The sequence below is a fragment of the Lysinibacillus sp. LZ02 genome (genome assembly GCF_050613145.1).
Classification (GTDB): Bacteria; Bacillota; Bacilli; order Bacillales_A; family Planococcaceae; genus Lysinibacillus_B.
In genome coordinates this window covers 2,036,212-2,054,610 of record NZ_CP192507.1, presented here as the reverse complement: position 1 = coordinate 2,054,610, position 18,399 = coordinate 2,036,212, and the positions used below count along the sequence as shown (strand labels likewise).

General features: G+C 38.1%; 16 protein-coding genes. 3 read left to right on the top strand and 13 right to left on the bottom strand.

What is annotated here, in order from left to right; translation table 11 throughout:
* Positions 1 to 113 precede the first annotated feature (113 nt).
* Entirely contained in the window at positions 114 to 1,295 is a 1,182-nt protein-coding gene (locus ACQQ2I_RS10025) for an aminotransferase class I/II-fold pyridoxal phosphate-dependent enzyme (RefSeq protein ID WP_431030372.1), read from the top strand.
* A 639-nt stretch (positions 1,296 to 1,934) separates the two neighbouring features.
* Here ACQQ2I_RS10025 and ACQQ2I_RS10020 read toward each other — a convergent pair.
* The 3 genes from ACQQ2I_RS10020 to ACQQ2I_RS10010 all read right to left on the bottom strand — a co-directional run bounded on the left by ACQQ2I_RS10020 (position 1,935) and on the right by ACQQ2I_RS10010 (position 4,600).
* Positions 1,935 to 2,321 carry a sporulation protein gene (locus tag ACQQ2I_RS10020; protein WP_431030371.1) on the bottom strand — a complete coding sequence of 129 codons (387 nt, stop codon included), beginning with the start codon at positions 2,319 to 2,321 and terminating at the stop codon, positions 1,935 to 1,937.
* Positions 2,322 to 2,366: 45 nt separating this feature from the next.
* A complete protein-coding gene (locus ACQQ2I_RS10015) occupies positions 2,367 to 3,587 on the bottom strand; it encodes an AI-2E family transporter (protein ID WP_431030370.1) in 1,221 nt (406 codons plus the stop codon).
* 77 nt (positions 3,588 to 3,664) lie between these two features.
* A complete protein-coding gene (locus tag ACQQ2I_RS10010; protein WP_431030369.1) occupies positions 3,665 to 4,600 on the bottom strand; it encodes an LCP family protein in 936 nt (311 codons plus the stop codon).
* 182 nt (positions 4,601 to 4,782) lie between these two features.
* Here ACQQ2I_RS10010 and msrA point away from each other — a divergent pair, with 182 nt between their 5' ends.
* Positions 4,783 to 5,298, top strand: coding sequence for a peptide-methionine (S)-S-oxide reductase MsrA (gene msrA, locus ACQQ2I_RS10005; RefSeq protein ID WP_431030368.1), 516 nt, complete (start codon positions 4,783 to 4,785; stop codon positions 5,296 to 5,298).
* Between the two features lie 69 nt (positions 5,299 to 5,367).
* On the opposite strand, the gene recQ is transcribed toward msrA, so the two are convergent.
* The 7 genes from recQ to ACQQ2I_RS09970 all read right to left on the bottom strand — a co-directional run bounded on the left by recQ (position 5,368) and on the right by ACQQ2I_RS09970 (position 13,939).
* On the bottom strand, positions 5,368 to 7,155 hold the full coding sequence (gene recQ, locus ACQQ2I_RS10000) for a DNA helicase RecQ (RefSeq protein WP_431030367.1): 1,788 nt from the start codon (positions 7,153 to 7,155) through the stop codon (positions 5,368 to 5,370).
* 69 nt (positions 7,156 to 7,224) lie between these two features.
* Positions 7,225 to 8,019, bottom strand: coding sequence for a hypothetical protein (locus ACQQ2I_RS09995; protein WP_431030366.1), 795 nt, complete (start codon positions 8,017 to 8,019; stop codon positions 7,225 to 7,227).
* 96 nt (positions 8,020 to 8,115) lie between these two features.
* Positions 8,116 to 9,294, bottom strand: a complete 1,179-nt coding sequence (locus ACQQ2I_RS09990) for a CynX/NimT family MFS transporter (protein ID WP_431030365.1) — start codon at positions 9,292 to 9,294, stop codon at positions 8,116 to 8,118.
* Between the two features lie 758 nt (positions 9,295 to 10,052).
* Positions 10,053 to 11,156, bottom strand: coding sequence for an ABC transporter permease (locus ACQQ2I_RS09985; RefSeq protein ID WP_431030364.1), 1,104 nt, complete (start codon positions 11,154 to 11,156; stop codon positions 10,053 to 10,055).
* 13 nt (positions 11,157 to 11,169) lie between these two features.
* The gene (locus ACQQ2I_RS09980) at positions 11,170 to 12,297 is read right to left on the bottom strand and encodes an ABC transporter permease (RefSeq protein WP_431030363.1); all 1,128 of its coding nucleotides are present in this window, start codon (positions 12,295 to 12,297) and stop codon (positions 11,170 to 11,172) included.
* Positions 12,298 to 12,310: 13 nt separating this feature from the next.
* Positions 12,311 to 13,288, bottom strand: a complete 978-nt coding sequence (locus tag ACQQ2I_RS09975; RefSeq protein WP_431030362.1) for an ATP-binding cassette domain-containing protein — start codon at positions 13,286 to 13,288, stop codon at positions 12,311 to 12,313.
* A 66-nt stretch (positions 13,289 to 13,354) separates the two neighbouring features.
* Positions 13,355 to 13,939 carry a TetR/AcrR family transcriptional regulator gene (locus ACQQ2I_RS09970; RefSeq protein ID WP_431030361.1) on the bottom strand — a complete coding sequence of 195 codons (585 nt, stop codon included), beginning with the start codon at positions 13,937 to 13,939 and terminating at the stop codon, positions 13,355 to 13,357.
* A 570-nt stretch (positions 13,940 to 14,509) separates the two neighbouring features.
* On the opposite strand from ACQQ2I_RS09970, the gene ACQQ2I_RS09965 reads away from it, so the two are divergent.
* Positions 14,510 to 16,114 (top strand): ABC-F family ATP-binding cassette domain-containing protein, encoded by a 1,605-nt coding sequence (locus tag ACQQ2I_RS09965; RefSeq protein ID WP_431030360.1) that lies wholly within the window; start codon positions 14,510 to 14,512, stop codon positions 16,112 to 16,114.
* Between the two features lie 610 nt (positions 16,115 to 16,724).
* Here the strand turns inward: ACQQ2I_RS09965 and ACQQ2I_RS09960 are convergent.
* The 3 genes from ACQQ2I_RS09960 to ACQQ2I_RS09950 all read right to left on the bottom strand — a co-directional run bounded on the left by ACQQ2I_RS09960 (position 16,725) and on the right by ACQQ2I_RS09950 (position 17,911).
* On the bottom strand, positions 16,725 to 16,988 hold the full coding sequence (locus ACQQ2I_RS09960) for a hypothetical protein (RefSeq protein ID WP_431030359.1): 264 nt from the start codon (positions 16,986 to 16,988) through the stop codon (positions 16,725 to 16,727).
* An 87-nt stretch (positions 16,989 to 17,075) separates the two neighbouring features.
* Entirely contained in the window at positions 17,076 to 17,381 is a 306-nt protein-coding gene (locus ACQQ2I_RS09955; protein ID WP_431030358.1) for a hypothetical protein, read from the bottom strand.
* Positions 17,382 to 17,518: 137 nt separating this feature from the next.
* Positions 17,519 to 17,911, bottom strand: a complete 393-nt coding sequence (locus ACQQ2I_RS09950) for an Ig-like domain-containing protein (protein WP_431030357.1) — start codon at positions 17,909 to 17,911, stop codon at positions 17,519 to 17,521.
* Between the last annotated feature and the right edge of the window lie 488 nt (positions 17,912 to 18,399).

The window sequence follows — 18,399 nt, the reverse complement described above, 5'->3', positions numbered from 1 at the left end:
CTGTATTTGCTTTCTAGTAGGAAAAGATACTTTTTTCTGAAATATATCCCTGTTTTCCAATGCTGTTATGGTACAATGAAGTTTATATTTTATTATTTAGGAGTGTTATTACTTTGAAAGTTCAACCATCACAAAAAATGTCGCTATTTGCTCCAGCTATTTTCGGCGATTTGAAGCAATTTGCGCTGGATCAGCAAGCAAAAGGCATGGAGCTAATCGATTTAAGCTTAGGTAGCCCAGATATTCCACCCGCCGATTTCTTACGCGAAACGATGTCTGAACTGACAAAGCTTGAAACATCTTATGGCTATACATTAACAGGCGTTCAAACATTTAATGAGGCGGTATGTCGTTACTACAAGCGTGTCAACAGTGTCACGTTAGACCCGTCAACAGAAGTCGTACAAACAATTGGCTCACAAGAAGGACTCGTTCACTTACCAGTTGCATTTTGTGACCCAGGTGATATCGTCTTAACAACAAACCCTGCCTATGTCGCGTACGATGCGGGCATTCATTTAGCTGGTGCAACGCCTTACTATATGCCATTAACTAAAGAAAATGGTTATTTACCTGATTTAGCAGCAGTTCCAGAACATATTGCACAAAAGGCTAAACTATTAATCTTAAACTTACCAGGTAACCCTGTTCCGGCGATGCCTTCTATTGCCTATTTTGAAGAAGTGGTGGCGTTCGCTAAAAAATACAATATTATTGTATTACACGATGCAGCTTATTCGGAGTTTTACTTTAAAGGGGATGCACCAATTAGCTTCTTAGCAACTCCAGGTGCAAAAGAAGTAGGGTTAGAAATTAACTCCCTATCGAAAAGCTTTAGCCTTGCAGGAACACGTATTGCCTATATCGTAGGAAATGCGGAAATGGTCAGCATTTTAAAACAATTAAAATCAAACTTAGATTTTGGTATCTTTGAGCCGATTCAATTAGTCGCAGCTAAAGCATTAGATAACGCAGAAAATATTACAGCCAATCTACGTCAAACATTTGCGGCGCGCCATAAAACATTAATGGACGGCTTAACATCCATTAGTTGGGAAGTGGCTCCAAGCGATGGCGGCATGTTCGTATGGGCTAAGTTCCCTTACAGCATAGATAGTAAATCATTTGCATTTGAAGCCATTGCACAAACAGGTGTCGTAATGGTACCAGGAACAGCATTTGGGACAGCCGGTGAAGGTTACATGCGTCTAGCGCTTGTACAAGATGTAGAAACGCTCTCACGTGCCGTTGAAAAACTATCAAAAATCAACATAAAAAAAGAAGCTACAGTTTAGTTCTGTAGCTTCGATGCTAGGGGTTGTTCAGAAAGTGAATACTTTCCGGACAACCCTTTAATTCTTGATCAATATCTACTAACTTATAATGAGCAAAAATACATCCTAAAAATACCAGGTAAATAGTAAAAGATATTAAATGAAAGCGTAATCGTAGCCTCCGCGCTTTGCCACAGCCTACACAGGAGCTAAAACAGGCGCTGCCTGTTTGGATCTCCTGTTCCGGCTCCTGTGGATATGGCGCGCTACGGCAAAAGTGAATACTTCTCGATGTGTTAGAAAAATATTTCTCTTGTCTAAAAGAAATCATTTTCTTTCCATTTGCACATTATAGTCCGTCTAGTCTTTACTGTAATTAATAGGGATTTTTCATTCTTTTTAAGCCACCAATTATTTCATTGAACAATAGTTGCTTGTAGCGGAGGCACGAGACTCCTACGGGAAAAGCGAGACAATCAAGACCCCGCAGGAAATTTATTTGCGACGAAAGCGCAGCGACAGGAGCACCGAAGGATGAGCGACGAGGAGGCTTGATCTCGCCCGTGGAAAGCGAGTGCCGCAGCGGAAAGCAACGGTTACTCAAATGGTAATTTATGTTTAGAGATTTACTCATTATCAGTACTAAGAAATGTTGCTCCTTTACTCTTCTAAAAACGTATATGTAATCATCCCTTCGTCTTTCATTTCCGTCCCATCTAACAGGACGACGACTGTTTGAAAAATGATTTCCTCATTTTCTGCACATGCCCAGCGTTCATCCGGTATGATTTCGAATGACAAAATTTCCATTTCCTTCGTATGGATATTCCCTACTAACTCCACACCATGCTTGCCAATCGTTTGTATGCCACTCGCTGACTTTTTTAATACTCGTAACGATATATAGTCAATTTTTTCTTCATCTGTTTCTTCTATGACATAGACATGTCCGGAAACAGTATCGCCTTCTACAAGCGTTGTTTTATCAAGCATCGTATCCACTTTTATGCCATCACATTCCATCGTCGTAAACCATTTATTTACCATGCGACCATCCCCTCTGAAAGAAAATCGGCAGCTAGCTGCTACCGATTATTGAATATCTTCATATTGATCTGCTGTATTTGTTTGGAACTTATTATAACGTTCTTTAAACAGCATATAGAAATGTTGGACAAATACTTTTATTAATGCATAGACTGGAATACCTAAAATCACTCCTGGTACACCAAATAAAGAACCAAATGTTAATAAGACAAAAATAATTGTAATCGGGTGAATACTAAGTGATTTCCCCATGATTTGAGGTGAAATAAACTTCCCTTCAATCAGCTGTACAACCGTCCAAACGACCCCTACTTTCACAACCATAAAAGGACTTGTCACAATGGCGATAATGAGCGCTGGGGTAATCGCAATAACCGGTCCTAAATAAGGGACAACACTTGTGACCATTGCCAATGTACCAAGTAATAATGCATAAGGTAGTTTAATAATTAAAAAGCCAATCGTCACCATAATGCCGATACAAATTGATACTAAAATTTGTCCTTGAATATACGAGCTGATTTGATTATCCATATCTTCCATCACATCGTCAACAAATGCGCGCATACGTGGCGGGAATAAGCGCAAAATGAACTTGGGCATTTTTTCGCCTTCCCATAATAAATAAAATAAAATAAATGGTACGATAACAAGCGATAGTACGATACCTGTAAGTGTAGTTACAACCCCTGTTACGCCATTTGCCACACCACTCGCTAAGTTTGTCGCCGTATCCTTGACAGTCTTTGTTAAGTCATCTGTAATGTTCTCTAATACTAAATTATAGTCAATGTTGGCAGTTGCTAAATATTCATTGATTCGAGAATTATTAATAAAGGATATAACGCTATCAATGAGAGACATAAAGTATATTGGAAACTCATGTAGCAAGTTGGTAAACTGATTTTTTAAGAATGGTACTACTAATAAAATCAGTAATGTAATGACTCCGATTAGCCCTAAAAATATGAGTAAAATCCCCCATACGCGAGGCACTTTCCATCGCATTAAAATTCTTAAAAATGGTCGTAATAAATAATACAAAATGACGCCAAGTACGCCCGGTAAAATGACGACTTCTAGTAACACAAGGAATGGCTGAAATATAAACGAGATTTTGTCGAATATAAAAATAATGCAGCCTGCCAGTAGCGTAATAATTAATAAAAATAATAAATTTTTCCCGCCTAAAAAGCGGATGAACCGTGTCGAAAAGAAGTGGGACTTCTCTTGTGGTAACTGTTCATTCTGTCTGTCTTGTTCCAAAATACCACCCCAACAAATCGTCAATTTTAAGATATTTTCATTGTATCATGCCTGTTCCCATTAAGTGCAATATTTGACTAATTGCTTTTTAAAAAATCATGTAAAATTTGTTGATTGGCTTCTTTATCTATTTCGAGTACGTCTCCGACACGTGAATAATTTCGATCAACATATGTTCCATCTGCTGGAATCGTTAGTTTTGAAATTTCTACTCCACCACTCATCGCCACGCCAAGTACGGTTTTTAGTTGGTCTGATGACGATATATCTGTTGTGATATATCCTTGTGTTGCGCCAACTAATTTTGGTAAGTTTTTCACATTGCCTATCGATAATACCTCATCTTTTAATGCCTCTATCACTTTTTGCTGACGTGCTACACGACCGAAGTCACCTTCACGATCCATACGGAAACGAGCATATCCAAGTAATTGTTGCCCATTTAGTTGCTGCACACCTTGTGTGAGTGATACACCAATATTCGCGGACATATTTTTCTCTACATCTATTTCCACTCCATCCGGTGCTAAAATATCAATCAACGACTCAAAGTTTTTAAAGTCGACAATAGCATAGTGGTGAATCGGCACATCAAACATCGATGTAATCGTATCTTTCGTTAGCTGGACACCACCTAAATAATAAGCGGTATTTAGCTTATACATTTGATAGCCTGGAATCTCCGCATAAATATCACGCATAAATGAGACAAGCTTTATCTCATCGGTTTTCTTTTGCCATGATACAAGCATCATCGTATCTGTACGAGATTTTTCCTCCCCTCTTGTATCAATACCCAGTAACAAATAATTGACCGTTTCATCTTCTTTTTCGTCGGGGACAAACGGCTCTGGTGTAGCATTATTCGCTTCACCTGCAAGCTGTAAACCAGCTCTATACTGCATGACGCCATATGTACCAATGCCTAATAAAGCAAGAATTAAGACGATAAATACAACGCGGCCCTTACGCAATCTTTTTCTTTGATAACGGCGTTCCTTTTGTTCTTCCATATAAAAACTCCTTCTTGATTCATCGACTATATGACGTTGTACTTATGAATATGTTTCCATCTTATGTCGCTTTATTATACTATGCATGACAGAATTTTGCAGATTCCTGCACTTAAGCGAATATTTTGTGAAGAAACAAGTAGCGTGCTACAATAATTATATTTTTCAGGAGGTGTTTTTAGTTGGAAAAAGCAACATTTGCAGGTGGCTGTTTTTGGTGTATGGTGAAGCCATTTGATCAGTGGGACGGTATACATAAAGTAACGAGTGGCTATACGGGTGGTCACGTAGAAAACCCAACATATGAGGATATAAAGAAAGGTACTTCTGGTCATTTAGAAGTTGTACAAATCGAATTTGACCCTTTAGTATTTAGCTATGAACAGTTATTAGAAATTTATTGGATGCAAATCGATCCGACAGATGATGGAGGACAATTTCACGACCGCGGTGAGTCTTATAAAACAGCTATCTTTGTACATAACGCAGCACAACGTCAGCTAGCTGAACAATCTAAAATCCAATTAGCAGCAAGCGGCCGTTTTAAAAAGCCGATTGTGACAGACATTCGTGATGCTAAGCCGTTTTATAAAGCGGAGGATTATCATCAAGATTACTATCAAAAAGAGCCAGGGCATTATAAAGAAGACCGTGAAAAATCTGGACGTGATACATTTATTAAAGAATATTGGGGATAAATAAACTGCCCGCTCACTACGGGCAGTTTACTTATTTAACATTTTTGTTTACATAATAATATTATATTATCAATCTACAACTACTTTTTCCTCATTTTGTTCCCAGTTGCTAATTGCTTCCATAAATAGTTCGCCATATTTTGTGAGTTTATTTTCCCCTACTCCACTAATGGCTAAAAAGGCATTGGCTGTTTTTGGTCGTTTTTCACAAAGCTCTTTTAACGTTTTATCTGAGAAAACAACATACGGAGGTACCGCTTCTTTGGCCGCAATGTCTTTACGAATTTCTCGTAAATGTTCAAATAGAGGGTCTTGATCTGAAATGGCTTTGACAACTGGTGCACTTCGGCGCAGCACTTTTCGTTGTCCCGTTAACACTTCTTTTCCGTGCTCCGTCATAAAAATCGTTGGAAATTGCCCATTGCTCACAGCAAGTAATTTTTCAGCAATACAAAACTCAATAAATTGTGCAATTTCTTTTGCGTTCATTTCCTTTAAAATCCCGTATGTTGGGAGGCGATTAAAACCAAGCTCTTGCACTTTTTTATTACTCGAACCTGCTAGCACTTGGCTTACTAATACTTTCCCAAACTTTTGTCCCATCCGCACAACACACGACAATACTTTTTGCGCTTCTACGGTCATATCTACTTGCGGTCGCTCATCTGTGCAATGATTACATTTGCCACAAGCGATGTCCGTTTGCTCGCCAAAGTAGCGTGTTATGTAGTTTTGTAAACAATCTTCTGTATGGCAATAATCGATCATCTCTTGTAACTTTGTTAATTCAAACGGAATACGCGTGCGATCCTGTGCTTGGTCAATTAAAAAACGCTGTGTCTGCTCATCACTCGATGCATATAGAAGAATACAGTCACTTGGTAATCCATCACGTCCTGCTCGTCCCGCTTCTTGATAATAGCTTTCCATATTGCGCGGCATTTGATAATGCATCACATAGCGTACATTCGTTTTATTAATCCCCATCCCAAACGCATTCGTTGCAACCATCACCGTTAATTCATCATTTAAAAATCGTTGCTGCATGATAGATCTTTCATCATCCCCAAGACCACCATGATACTTCCCGACATACATACCTTTTTTTTCGAGCAACGTATACACCTGTTCCACAGCTTTTCGTGTTGCACAATAAATAATCCCTGCATCTTGTCGATTATTCGTGGCATATTCCACAATGTACCGCTCGCGGTTTTCTCCTCGTAAAACAGAAAATGCTAAGTTTGGACGGCTAAACCCTGTGATGAATGTAGCATTTGGCGAAATGCTTAACAATTCACATATATCCTGTCGTACATGAGGTGTGGCAGTTGCTGTTAGGGCCACAATTGTGGGCTTTTCTATCCACAAATCCTTTATGCGATGTAAAAGACGATAGCTTGGTCTAAAATCATGTCCCCATTGGGAAATACAATGGGCTTCATCGATCGCGATTAGTGGCACATGTAAATTGGCTAAAGTCATACAAAATGCTTCATTTTCTAATCGTTCAGGCGCAATATAGAGTAGCTTTAAATCTCCCATTCTCGCTTGATACAATACATCTTCTGCTTCTTCATAACTGATGGAGCTATTAATAAAAGCAGCCTGAATGCCACTTGTTCGGAGCATATCCACTTGGTCTTTCATTAAAGAGATAAGCGGCGAAATGACAATCGTCGTCCCCGGTAATGTAAGAGCAGGCACTTGGTAACAAAGTGATTTCCCTCCCCCTGTTGGCATGACGACAAGCGTATCTCTCCCTGCTAAAACAGACTCAATCGCTTGTTGTTGACCGTCTCGAAATGATGTATAACCAAAGTACTGTTGTAATATGCTATTCGCTTTTTGTAGCAATTTACTGCCTCCCTTCCATTTTTGTTTACATAATATTATTATAATTTTTCTCCATACAAAAAACAGCTTCTATTTTTCAATTTGTAAATACGTAATATAATAGTTACCGTCTACTAAATTGATTTTATAAACAATCGGAAACTCATTTGTTTGTCCTTTGATGTACCATTCAAAACCGGACTTGCCGATTTCCGTCACCTCGAAGTTCTCGATGAGCAGCTTCTTTTCTTCATTTACCATTGCTTCCTTCAGTAAATCCGATAAAATATACGGTTCAACTTGTGCAAAATCGTTTGAGGCTACATATTGATTAAATGCAGTATTAAATGTCTGTATAAATGCTTCCAATGCGTCTGGATTATACTCAAATGTTGTCTTTTCGTACTGTTCAAGTACGGTCATATCGTATTTTTGCGGTACTTCTGTATCTTTAAAAGCGTTATGTAAAGTGTAACGTTCTATTGCAGTTAACGCTTCTGTTTCTAACATGTCTACAAGTTGCTGTTGATTGCCCTGCTCCACTGCTTCTACATCTGCACTATTTCGTACATGAAGAATCGCGATATTATCTTCTACAGAAAAAGCTTGTAATTTTGCTTCAAGCTGCTGACCGTTACTCGTCTCGATGAGTGCTTTCGGGTGATCGCGCATCACAATAGCCTCTGTCACAATCCATTTATCTCGCCCATCCGCTAAAAAGACAATGCCATCTGTACTACCCGCTACACTGTACACTTTTACGTTCGCTTCCATCACTTCTTTCTGAGCAGGCTTGCTTTCTGGCAAAACTTGACTAACTGATTCAAAGCCGCCTTGAGAGCATCCGGCAAGAACTAGTAGACATAATATAATTATCTTTTTCATTATTCCTCCACTGCAAATACTTGCTTAATTTCCAGTTTTACTTGTCTAATCTTCAATCATAAGAAAAAGCAGCCCGCCAACTCGGACTGCTTCCTATTATACATGCTTTTTATGCTGTTGGTATAAATACACCGCTACAAACATTAACGAAAATAACCCGACTATTATCCATTTCGATACAATATGTGTCCCCGTTAAATCGTAAACAACTCCAATTAACAGTGGTACAATCGCGCTCATCATAAAGCCTCCTGATAATACCATCGAGCTCCATGAACTTGCCTCTGCATTATTTTTCGCTTCATCAAGCGGTAACATCAAGCCGATTGGGAATAACCCCGATAAGGCAACACCTAAAACAACGGCCGCTACCCATAATGCCCAGTTTGCAGGAATGAATAAAACCCCTGCTCCGACGATACCGATTGTCAATAAAATGTAAAGCCACATCACGCGATTCGGAAATTTATTAATCAGCAATGGAATAAATAAGTTACCTATAATTTGCACAATCGACATTGTCGTTAATACTGAACCCGCTGTGATTAGCGTAAAACCTTGCTCCTGTGCAATCGGTGATAGCCATGTCATGAGCGAGAAAAACACCGATGTTTGCAAACCGAAATATAGTAAAATGACCCAAGCTGTCTTATTTTTCCACGGATTTCGTGAAGATTCTTCTTCTTGGGCCTTGCTTATACGCTGCTCTTTTCTACCAGCTGCCATCGTCCAGAAAATGAGTGCGGGAATGGCTAAAATGCCCCATACACCAAGGGCAATTTGCCATGAGTGAAATTGTGCAAATAATACACCCGTCAAACCAGCACTAATTGTTGCCCCTGCCCCCATCGCCAGTGAATACAATCCAACGACCGGCTCGATTTTATGTGCAAAACGCTCCTTAATAAAGGCATTGATAATTGGACTAATAATTGCAATGGCAAAGCCTACGATAAAGCTTGTCAATATAAGTGCGATATAATTGCTAAACAGGATACGTGCCAACGTTCCGACACCAATCGCCATCACAAGTAGATTAACTGCCCATTTATAGCCTAATTTCTTTTGAAACGGGACAGCAAGCGGTGCAAATAGCCCCATGCAAAATACTGGAATGGACGTCAGCAAACTGACTTGTGTATTTGATATATTTAACTCATCTGTAATGGTGTTAAGTAGTGGTCCGATACTTGTTACAGAAGGTCGTAAGTTTAGCGACACGAAGAAAATGGCTACCAGTGCAGCCCCTACATGCCATCCTTTTACTTGTTGCATATAAAAACCTCTATTCTCTCTAGTTCACTATGTTAGTAAAGCATATTTCAAGATGTCTAACAACATAATCGCATAGAAAAAGAAATCTATGTATAGAATGGTGTCAATACTGCCGTTTTACCATTTTAAAATGGCTACTAATCATGCTATAAAAGTAAAATGAACAAATGGTTAGCTGACCTGTCTAGTTATTTCAAGCAATACCTTAATATTTTTGGGTGTGAAAGTTGAGTTTTACCTTTTAACTTGGAGCTTTTATTTATAAAGTGAAACTTCAATCAGTGGGGGTTTTGACGCACAGGACGTGCTAATGCCGACGTCGTCACACGGACGTGACGGATTTTAGTCCGCACTCATCCCCCACTGATTGAGAGAGGAACGCAAGCTAAGAACGCCACGACGCGAGCGCAACGTCCTGTTGCCCTTAACCAATCAGGCTTTTACGGGTAGTTGATCTCCCACCTACGCTTCTCCATTTTCTTAAGCCTTGAGGCGGGAATCTTGTACCTGTCGCTTCGCTTTCGGTACAGATAAATTACTGCCCGTTAATGCAGGATAAAATTCGTCTTTCTTTTTTCTAAATATGGAAAAAATCAAATTCAAAATATGAAAAACGACAATGCACTACACACATTGTCGTTTCGTTAATATTCGTTCAATTTGCAAAAGACTTAAGCAGGTACATATTCAAGCACTAGATCAACCAACCTTCCAACACTGAATGTCTTGCAAAAAAGTTTGAACTTTTCTCTATCTGGCTATTGACCACCGCTCATATAATGCTTTGTCTCAGATGTATAGCTCCAGACCATCAGACAGACACCTAAGATTGCTGCTGTCGTAATCCATATCCATTGACCCCATGTTAAATAATCGACAAAACCATGGAGTAGTGGATTAAACCACATGAAGATTCTAGAGAAAACCCAAAAATCAGTAAATGTTTGGGCAAATTCAGGCAAGAGAGGGACTCCGACAAATCCACCACCAATGACAACCGTGCCAATCGCAACAATGACAAGAATCGGTTGAATGATACGATATTTTTTAAACAACCTTCCTAGCAAAATTCCAACTCCCGCACAAGCTAGCATGATTGGTAGCATTCCAAGTAATACTTTCGTTGCATTCCAACCATTAAATGTGAGGCGAAAAAAAAGAATGGCAACAAGTAAAGTTGGTATTGTTGTAATAAAAGCAAATAGAATCGCAGTCAGCATATTCCCTACTCCTGCTAAAACAGCTCCTAAAGGGGTTAATAGCATTTCTTTCCGAGTGCGGTTTTCATATTCGAATGCGTATAAATTTGCCCCAAGCATTATAGCCCCGAAAAATAATGCTAACAGCACACAGCTACCTCCTAGATACGCAGATCTCCACACATCTTGTTCTTTTTCTGTTTGTAAGATGTAATCAATTTTTAAAGACTTTGATTCAGCTAACCTGTTATTAATAGCATGTTCTAATCGTAGACGCGCATTTTTCATTGCATCACTATTAATATTAAACGTTTCAATATTTATCGTCTTCGTTTGCGGATAATTTTCTGGTATTTCAATCAAAAGTTGAATTCTTCCTTGATTAATTAGCTTTCTCGTTTCTGCTTCGTCAGTGGATATTAGCTGAAAATATGGCGAGATATTGGAGTGACTCTCTTGAATGCTGTCCACTAAAGAAGCCGCTTCCTCGCTATGCGAATGGTTGACCAGTCCAATTGGCCAAGCGTCCCCTCCTCCTCCGAAAATAATAGCGGATAGGAGCAGCATTACGATTGGAACGACAATTGGCTGTATCATCAATCCCTTTTTCCGTAATAATAGTTTTCCATTTCTTTGAATAACACTAAGTATCGCTTGTATCATTTCTTTTTCCCTCCTATTGTCCTTGAGTAAAGGATAGATTTCGATGTAACTGATAGGCTGCGAAAATCAATAAGAAAAAAATAATAATACACATTGCTGAAAATGCCATCCATGGATATAGGGAGTTGATGCTCTCAGCAGTAAATCTAATATAATCAGTGAGGGCAGAAATCGGAAACCAACCAGCTAATTTCCATAACCATTCGACGGCGTTATTATGAGCAAAACCTCTTATATAGGACTCATATCCGTTCACAAAGAAGTGACCAACAGCAATGATGACCGAAATTGGAATGAGAGGGAGTGATTGTTGGAACCATACGCCTAATAAAGTACCTATTGCTGCACTATATATGAATAGTAGTAATAAGTTTAACCAAACAAATCCATTCAACTGAGCTATCGGGAACCCTAGAAGTAAATTTAATATCCACAATGTAATCCCAGTACTAAGAATCGTTTGAATAAATGCTGTCGTCCATTTACTTGCAATGAGAGGGACATAGCCAAGTGGCGTTAACACTAGCGACTTTGCTGTTCGGTCTTCCCATTCTTTTGTTAGGAGTACACCAGTGTTCACCATTCCCGAATAAAGAACAGTGAACATTAATAGAGCCGCAGCAAGGTAATGTTTAATTGGAATGTCTTCTTCAAAAGCTCGGTATTCAACCATATCAATTGATTCGTTAGGATGATATTGCTGTTGATAGAGATAAATTGCATGATCCAATCTTATTTGAAAATTTTTCACATCATCAGAATTCATATTCATAACCTGTAAATCTAGCAAACCTTGTTTACCAGTAGCCAAGTTGTCATCAAAATTTGCTGGAATATCAAGTAAAGCAATAGCTTGATTTGTTTTATATAATTGGTAAGCTTTCTCAGGTTCTACAGTTTTTATTTCATAATATTTACCATCAGTGACACCCATCGTTTCCATAATTTCAAGAAGATGATCACTATATTTCCCTTCCGAATGGTTTGCTATCACGATAGGATTCGTAGTTGAAACATGAACCATAAATGCATACAATGCGACAAAAATAAGAGGAACTAAAATACTAATGACAAAAAACAATGGATTTCGAAAGCTTTGTAATGCGTCCTTTTTAGTAAGCGATAATAATGCAGATAACATGATCCATCCTCCCTTAATCCCGTAGTGCTCTTCCAGTAAAGTGTAAGAAAACATCCTGAAGATTCGGCTCTTTCAATTCAAATCCATTAACTAAATCGTGTGTATCTCCTTTTTGACTAGAAAGAGCTCTCACAATGTTCATCGCCTGTTCGACATCAGACAAGTGAATCTTTAGCTCATTTTCATTTATGTCAAATTTATAGTTTGGTACAACTTGTAGAGCGAATTTTTCAGCGTTTTCTTTACGGTCAAAACGAAACGTTAATGTTTTTTGGTTGAGCTGTTGTTTTAGCTCTTGAAGCGTTCCAGAAATCAATGGAACACCCTGATCCATAATAAGAATCTGATCACCTAGTACTTCTGCTTCCTCCATGTAATTCGTTGTTAATAAAACAGACTTCCCTGACGAAGCTAAACCGCGGATCTGCTCCCATATCGCGTTACGTGACTGAACATCTACTCCAAGAGTAGGTTCATCTAATAGTAATAGTTCAGGTTCTGTTAATAATGCACGAGCTAGAGCAAGACGTCTCTGCATACCACCTGAATATGTGCTAACTTTATCATGTTCACGTCCTTTTAATTGAACAAGCTGAATCATTTCCTCTATTTTATTGGGAAGGGCTTGCTTGGAAACACCGTAATAACATCCATGAAACATTAGGTTTTCATATGCAGTTAAGTCTGTATATAATGCTGTTTCTTGCGGTACAAGAGCAATTTGACTAAGAACTTTTCTGCGATTCTGAGATGGATTTAATCCTAAAACGCCAATTTCCCCCTTCGTAGGGCGTAGTAGTCCATTGATAAGATTAATAGTTGTCGTTTTACCAGAACCATTTGGTCCTAATAAACAAAACACCTGACCTTTTGCAATTTGAAATGAGAGGTTTTGAAGTACTTTAAAAGGCTTCTTCCCTTTAGATTGAAATGTCATTTCAATGTTTTGTAATGAGACGGCTAATTCAGTTTGATTAATTGATTGATGCATGATAACTCAGCTCCTTTAATTCTTGTTAGTTAGTACTAACTAACATTATTGATAAAAGAAAATTGCCTATGGAATGATTCCTTCGGCAAATGTTGCAACAGATTGCTTAACATAACTGTCATCATCGATGGATAAAAATGAATCCTTAAATCGATTTTTCAACAATAAATATCCGATATTCATCGCTAAAAATTGACTGGCTGCAATGTCAATATCTATCTCTTTTAACTTCCCCATAGCATGCATACGTTCTAAGTAATGTTTCAGTTCTTTCTTGAGACCAAATGGTAAATCCGTTAACATCTCTGTAATTTCGTCATCTAATTCGTGAAACATAACAATCAAAATAAACGAGAAATTATTTCTTAAAAAGTCCATATGCATATGAGCGATGGTCGTTAAATCTTCTTTTAAATCCCATGTTTCCCTGCTTAGAATAAACGTCTGAATTCTTTCAAGGGTTTGTGGTTTTTTTGACTCAACGATTTCTTTTAAGATGTTCTTTTTCGTCCCAAAGTTACGAAAAACAGCCATCTCACTAGTGCCAGCTTCTTTTGCAATAAGCTTAGTTGTTGTTCCTTTATATCCCTTAGTTGAAAATAAATGTAGGGAAGCTTCTAAAATTTTGTCTTTAATCGGGCTAGAACTCATCTAAATAACTCCTTTAACAGCGAACGTTAGTGTACACTAACTCCTTTTTAAGGATAGCGCGCTAGGTTATTTTTGTCAATATAAATTAGATCTTGAATTATTCATAACCATTTAAAAACTTAAGATTTTCATGAGATGAATCGTGTTTGAAATCATTTTGTTATGAGAAAATAGCCTATTGAAGGAAGAGTTGAATCACGTCTTAGGAGAAAACCGACTTTTGGACAGACTCCTCTTTTAATGCGAGTTCGATTTTTTAAAAAGGGCTATTTAGTTGAATGTGCGCTGCTGCACCCAGGTCAGTACTTCCTAGAAGAAGCGTTCATAGACAAAATTCAAGGACAGTTTGAAGTACAGTGAACGTCCAGATTTCACCAATTTGCTCGATACTTTGATGATTAGAAAAATTTAATGATATTTACATACCTATTAAATTACCCTTTATACAAATATCATCTCTGTATTTAATTTCACCCATCCATTGTGTTATAATAAAAAGCATTGTGTATAAAGGTTTAAATCATTAACAAACCGCAAAATCATAATCTAATATCTCAAGGAGGTACTTACATGATTCAAGTAAGTGGTGTAGGTCTTCGCTATGGCGACCGTAAATTATTTGACGACGTAAATATTAAATTCACACCAGGCAACTGTTACGGCCTAATCGGCGCGAACGGTGCTGGTAAATCAACATTTTTAAAAATTTTAGCTGGTGATATTGAGGCGCAAGAAGGCCACGTATCAATGGGTAAGGACGAGCGTTTATCGGTACTTAAACAAAATCACTTCGAATACGATGAGTTCACTGTTTTAGAGACAGTTATTATGGGGAACAAACGTCTATATGAAGTCATGAAAGAAAAAGACGCTATTTATGCAAAAGAAGAGTTTTCTGATGAAGATGGTATGCGTGCAGCAGAGCTTGAAGGCGAATTCGCGGAAATGAACGGCTGGGTAGCAGAATCTGACGCAGCAACACTTCTAAATGGTTTAGGCATTGGTGATGAATTACATTATACAAAAATGGCGGATCTAGAAGGCGCTGAAAAAGTAAAAGTTTTACTTGCACAAGCACTATTCGGTGAGCCAGATGTACTATTACTAGATGAGCCTACCAACCACCTTGACTTAAAGGCAATTCAATGGTTAGAAGAGTTTTTAATCAACTTCGAAAACACAGTAATTGTTGTATCCCATGACCGTCACTTCTTAAACAAAGTGTGTACGCACATTGCGGACCTTGACTTCGGGAAAATTCAATTATATGTTGGTAACTACGATTTCTGGTATGAATCAAGTCAATTAGCACAAAAAATGCAATCTGACCAAAATGCAAAAAAAGAAGAGAAGATTAAAGAATTACAAGCATTCATTGCACGCTTCTCTGCGAACGCTTCTAAATCGAAGCAAGCAACATCTCGTAAAAAAATGCTGGATAAAATCGAGCTTGACGACATTCGTCCATCAAGCCGTAAATACCCATTCATTAACTTCCAAATTGGTCGTGAAATCGGGAATGATGTATTAACGGTTGACGGTTTAACAGCTTCACTAGAGGGCGAAACATTATTTAAAGACATTCGTTTCTCGATGAATAAAGAAGATAAAGTCGTATTACTTGGTAGTCCAAATGCGAAAACTGCACTATTTGATATTTTAATGGAGCAAGCACAGCCGGACGCTGGTACATTCAAATGGGGTGTCACTACGTCTCAAAGCTACTTTGAAAACGACCATGACAAATATTTCACAGGCAGTGAAAAAACATTAGTAGAATGGTTACGCCAATACTCACCAGAAGACGAAACAGAAAGCTTCTTACGCGGCTTCTTAGGTCGTATGTTATTCTCTGGTGAAGAGGTGAAAAAATCACCTGCTGTTTTATCAGGTGGAGAAAAAGTTCGTTGTATGCTATCTAAAATGATGCTTTCAAACTCGAACGTGCTTATTCTAGATGAGCCAACGAACCATTTAGACCTTGAATCAATTCAAGCGCTAAACGAAGGCTTAATCCGCTTCAAAGGTGCGATGCTATTTACATCACATGACCACCAATTCATCCAAACAATTGCGAACCGTGTCATTGAAATCCGCGAAGACGGCTCAATTTTAGATAAGCAATGTACGTATGATGAATTCCTTGAGTGGAAGGAAAGTCAAGGTTTAAAGTAGTCCATACAAGCGAATAAAAAGCCCTACAAACATTGATATATCAACATTCATGATAAAACTGTTAAAGTAATATCCTCCATACAAATCCATACAAAAACGCTCTATTTGGGGACGATTTCGGGGAGAATTTTGGGGAGATAAAACGGGCAGCTGTAAGGGTTAAAAGCAAAAAGGCACCTCTAAATTGGGATGCCTTTTTGCTTTTTATATTCCTAAAAAGCGATACTACTAAGGTAACTGGCTTGTACTTATTTATTACACTTTTTGTACATGTACAATACTAGCCAACTTGGCATTTTTAATTTTTGTAGCACCTGCATTAGCAGCTTCTAATCCTTTAAATGTACCTGAATGGCTTCATTATTACCACTACCTGCTGTCCAACAACGTATATCATGAGTAAATGATTGAACTGCTTCTTAATCGTCCACTTGCCAATGCCATGATGCTTGTCGACTGTTACCGTTCTTTTGAAGTTCGTTATGTGCATCTGCACCAGTACGTGTATTATCTGTTTCGTGTACACAGATACGTTTTTTACAATTACCCTTACCATATGACACCTTATCGATAATTAACTTGGGTACTCAGTTTTGACGGATTTGCACCATTACTTATCACCACTCTTTACAACTTTAGTAAAGTCAAACGTGCCACAAGCAGTCAAACCACCCATTGCACCACCTAGAGCCATGATGTATATTGAGTACTCTGTGATTGGCCATACTGCAATCCCTATTAAAATATCGACTGCCACAGAGACAATCGGTACATACTGATTAGCTAATTTAAATGTTATTTTCACGACCTGAACGAATGCTTTGATAATACCAAGAATGGCAATTGCTACGACGAATAATACTGTTAAATCCATGTTAAGCACTCTTCTTATTCGAAATTTTTTGCTCTAATTCATCCATCCGTTTACTAAAATCAGTTTCCAATGAACTTAAATTCGACTTCACTCCTGCACAGCACTGATCGTTGTAATGATCTCCTTTTGTGTTTCCACTAAAGATGCATTAGCAGCTATAGACTTGTCGATTTGCTCATTTAGGCGTTCTTCTCGCTTTTTAGAATCGCCTCGATGTTCTTTATCCAAATTGGCTAAATGCTCTTGCTGCTTCTTCAAATCTTTACAAATATGATGCCCTATAATCGCTAAAGCGACTAGCAATCCCCCTACTAAATATGCCCATGGATTATTACTTGTTGCCATTCCCTCTGAAATTTTTGTACTCCCTATAATCGTTGCCCCCAAAATCATACTCTCACCTCTTGAAAATAAAAATAGCACTGCTCAGTACAGTGCGTTGCTTTGGTCTTAATGAATAAAAAGAAAAGAACGCCCAAATGGACGTTCTCTAAAAAATGATTCTTATTTCTGCACAGTTACTGTTACTACTAGAACATTATGATAATATCTACCTTGATGATACTACTACCCATGCTTGTATCATATGCTGAAATAGTGAAAGTATCATTTTGAACAATAGTATTATAATCAGGCTTGTATGTAAACACCCCTGAGACAGTATTGAGTAAAAGAGAACCATAAGAAACACCAGTACGAATAGTATATTTGATTTCGTCATTTTCTAAATCTACAAAATATAATCCTACATTACCAGATACAGATTGTTCTGCTGTTGTTGACAATGGCTCATGGACTTTTACCAAAATTGGTGGTCGATTCATTCCTGTGTAGGGATAAGTGTCAACAGTTGTAATGTTTCCTGTTTCATCTACTTTTAAATGAATACCAGCCGTTTTTGTACCGTCCTTTACTTTAAGCATAACTGAACCAGCAGAAATAGAAGTAACCTCAATTTGTCCGTTCTCTATTTTAGCTGATACGATTCCTTGCTGAGATAATTCAACAGACGTCCCAACTAAACCGAAAGTAACCTGGTCATTTTTAAAAGTGATTTTTTGTGGTGTAAATCCGCTATTCTCGTCTTATACCTTATCTGTCTCTAGGTTTTATAACGAGCCTTCACCGTACAGGCGACTTTCATCGCATACGGCGATCCGTCAATGAATAACACTATATCTCCTAAGTATTAAACACACCCAATAATACTGCTCATTAGTAAGTTTTCCTTACTAAATAACCCATGGTTATCATTTATAATCATAGTTATGTTCAATACTTACTTTAGGAGATACGTATAAAATCGATTCATTGACTGGGTTCCTTCGCTCCTGCTAGTTTTCTCCTTCTCGTATGTTACCATACAAGTCCAAACGGCTAGCGATCATCACTACTACAAACCCGCAGCCAC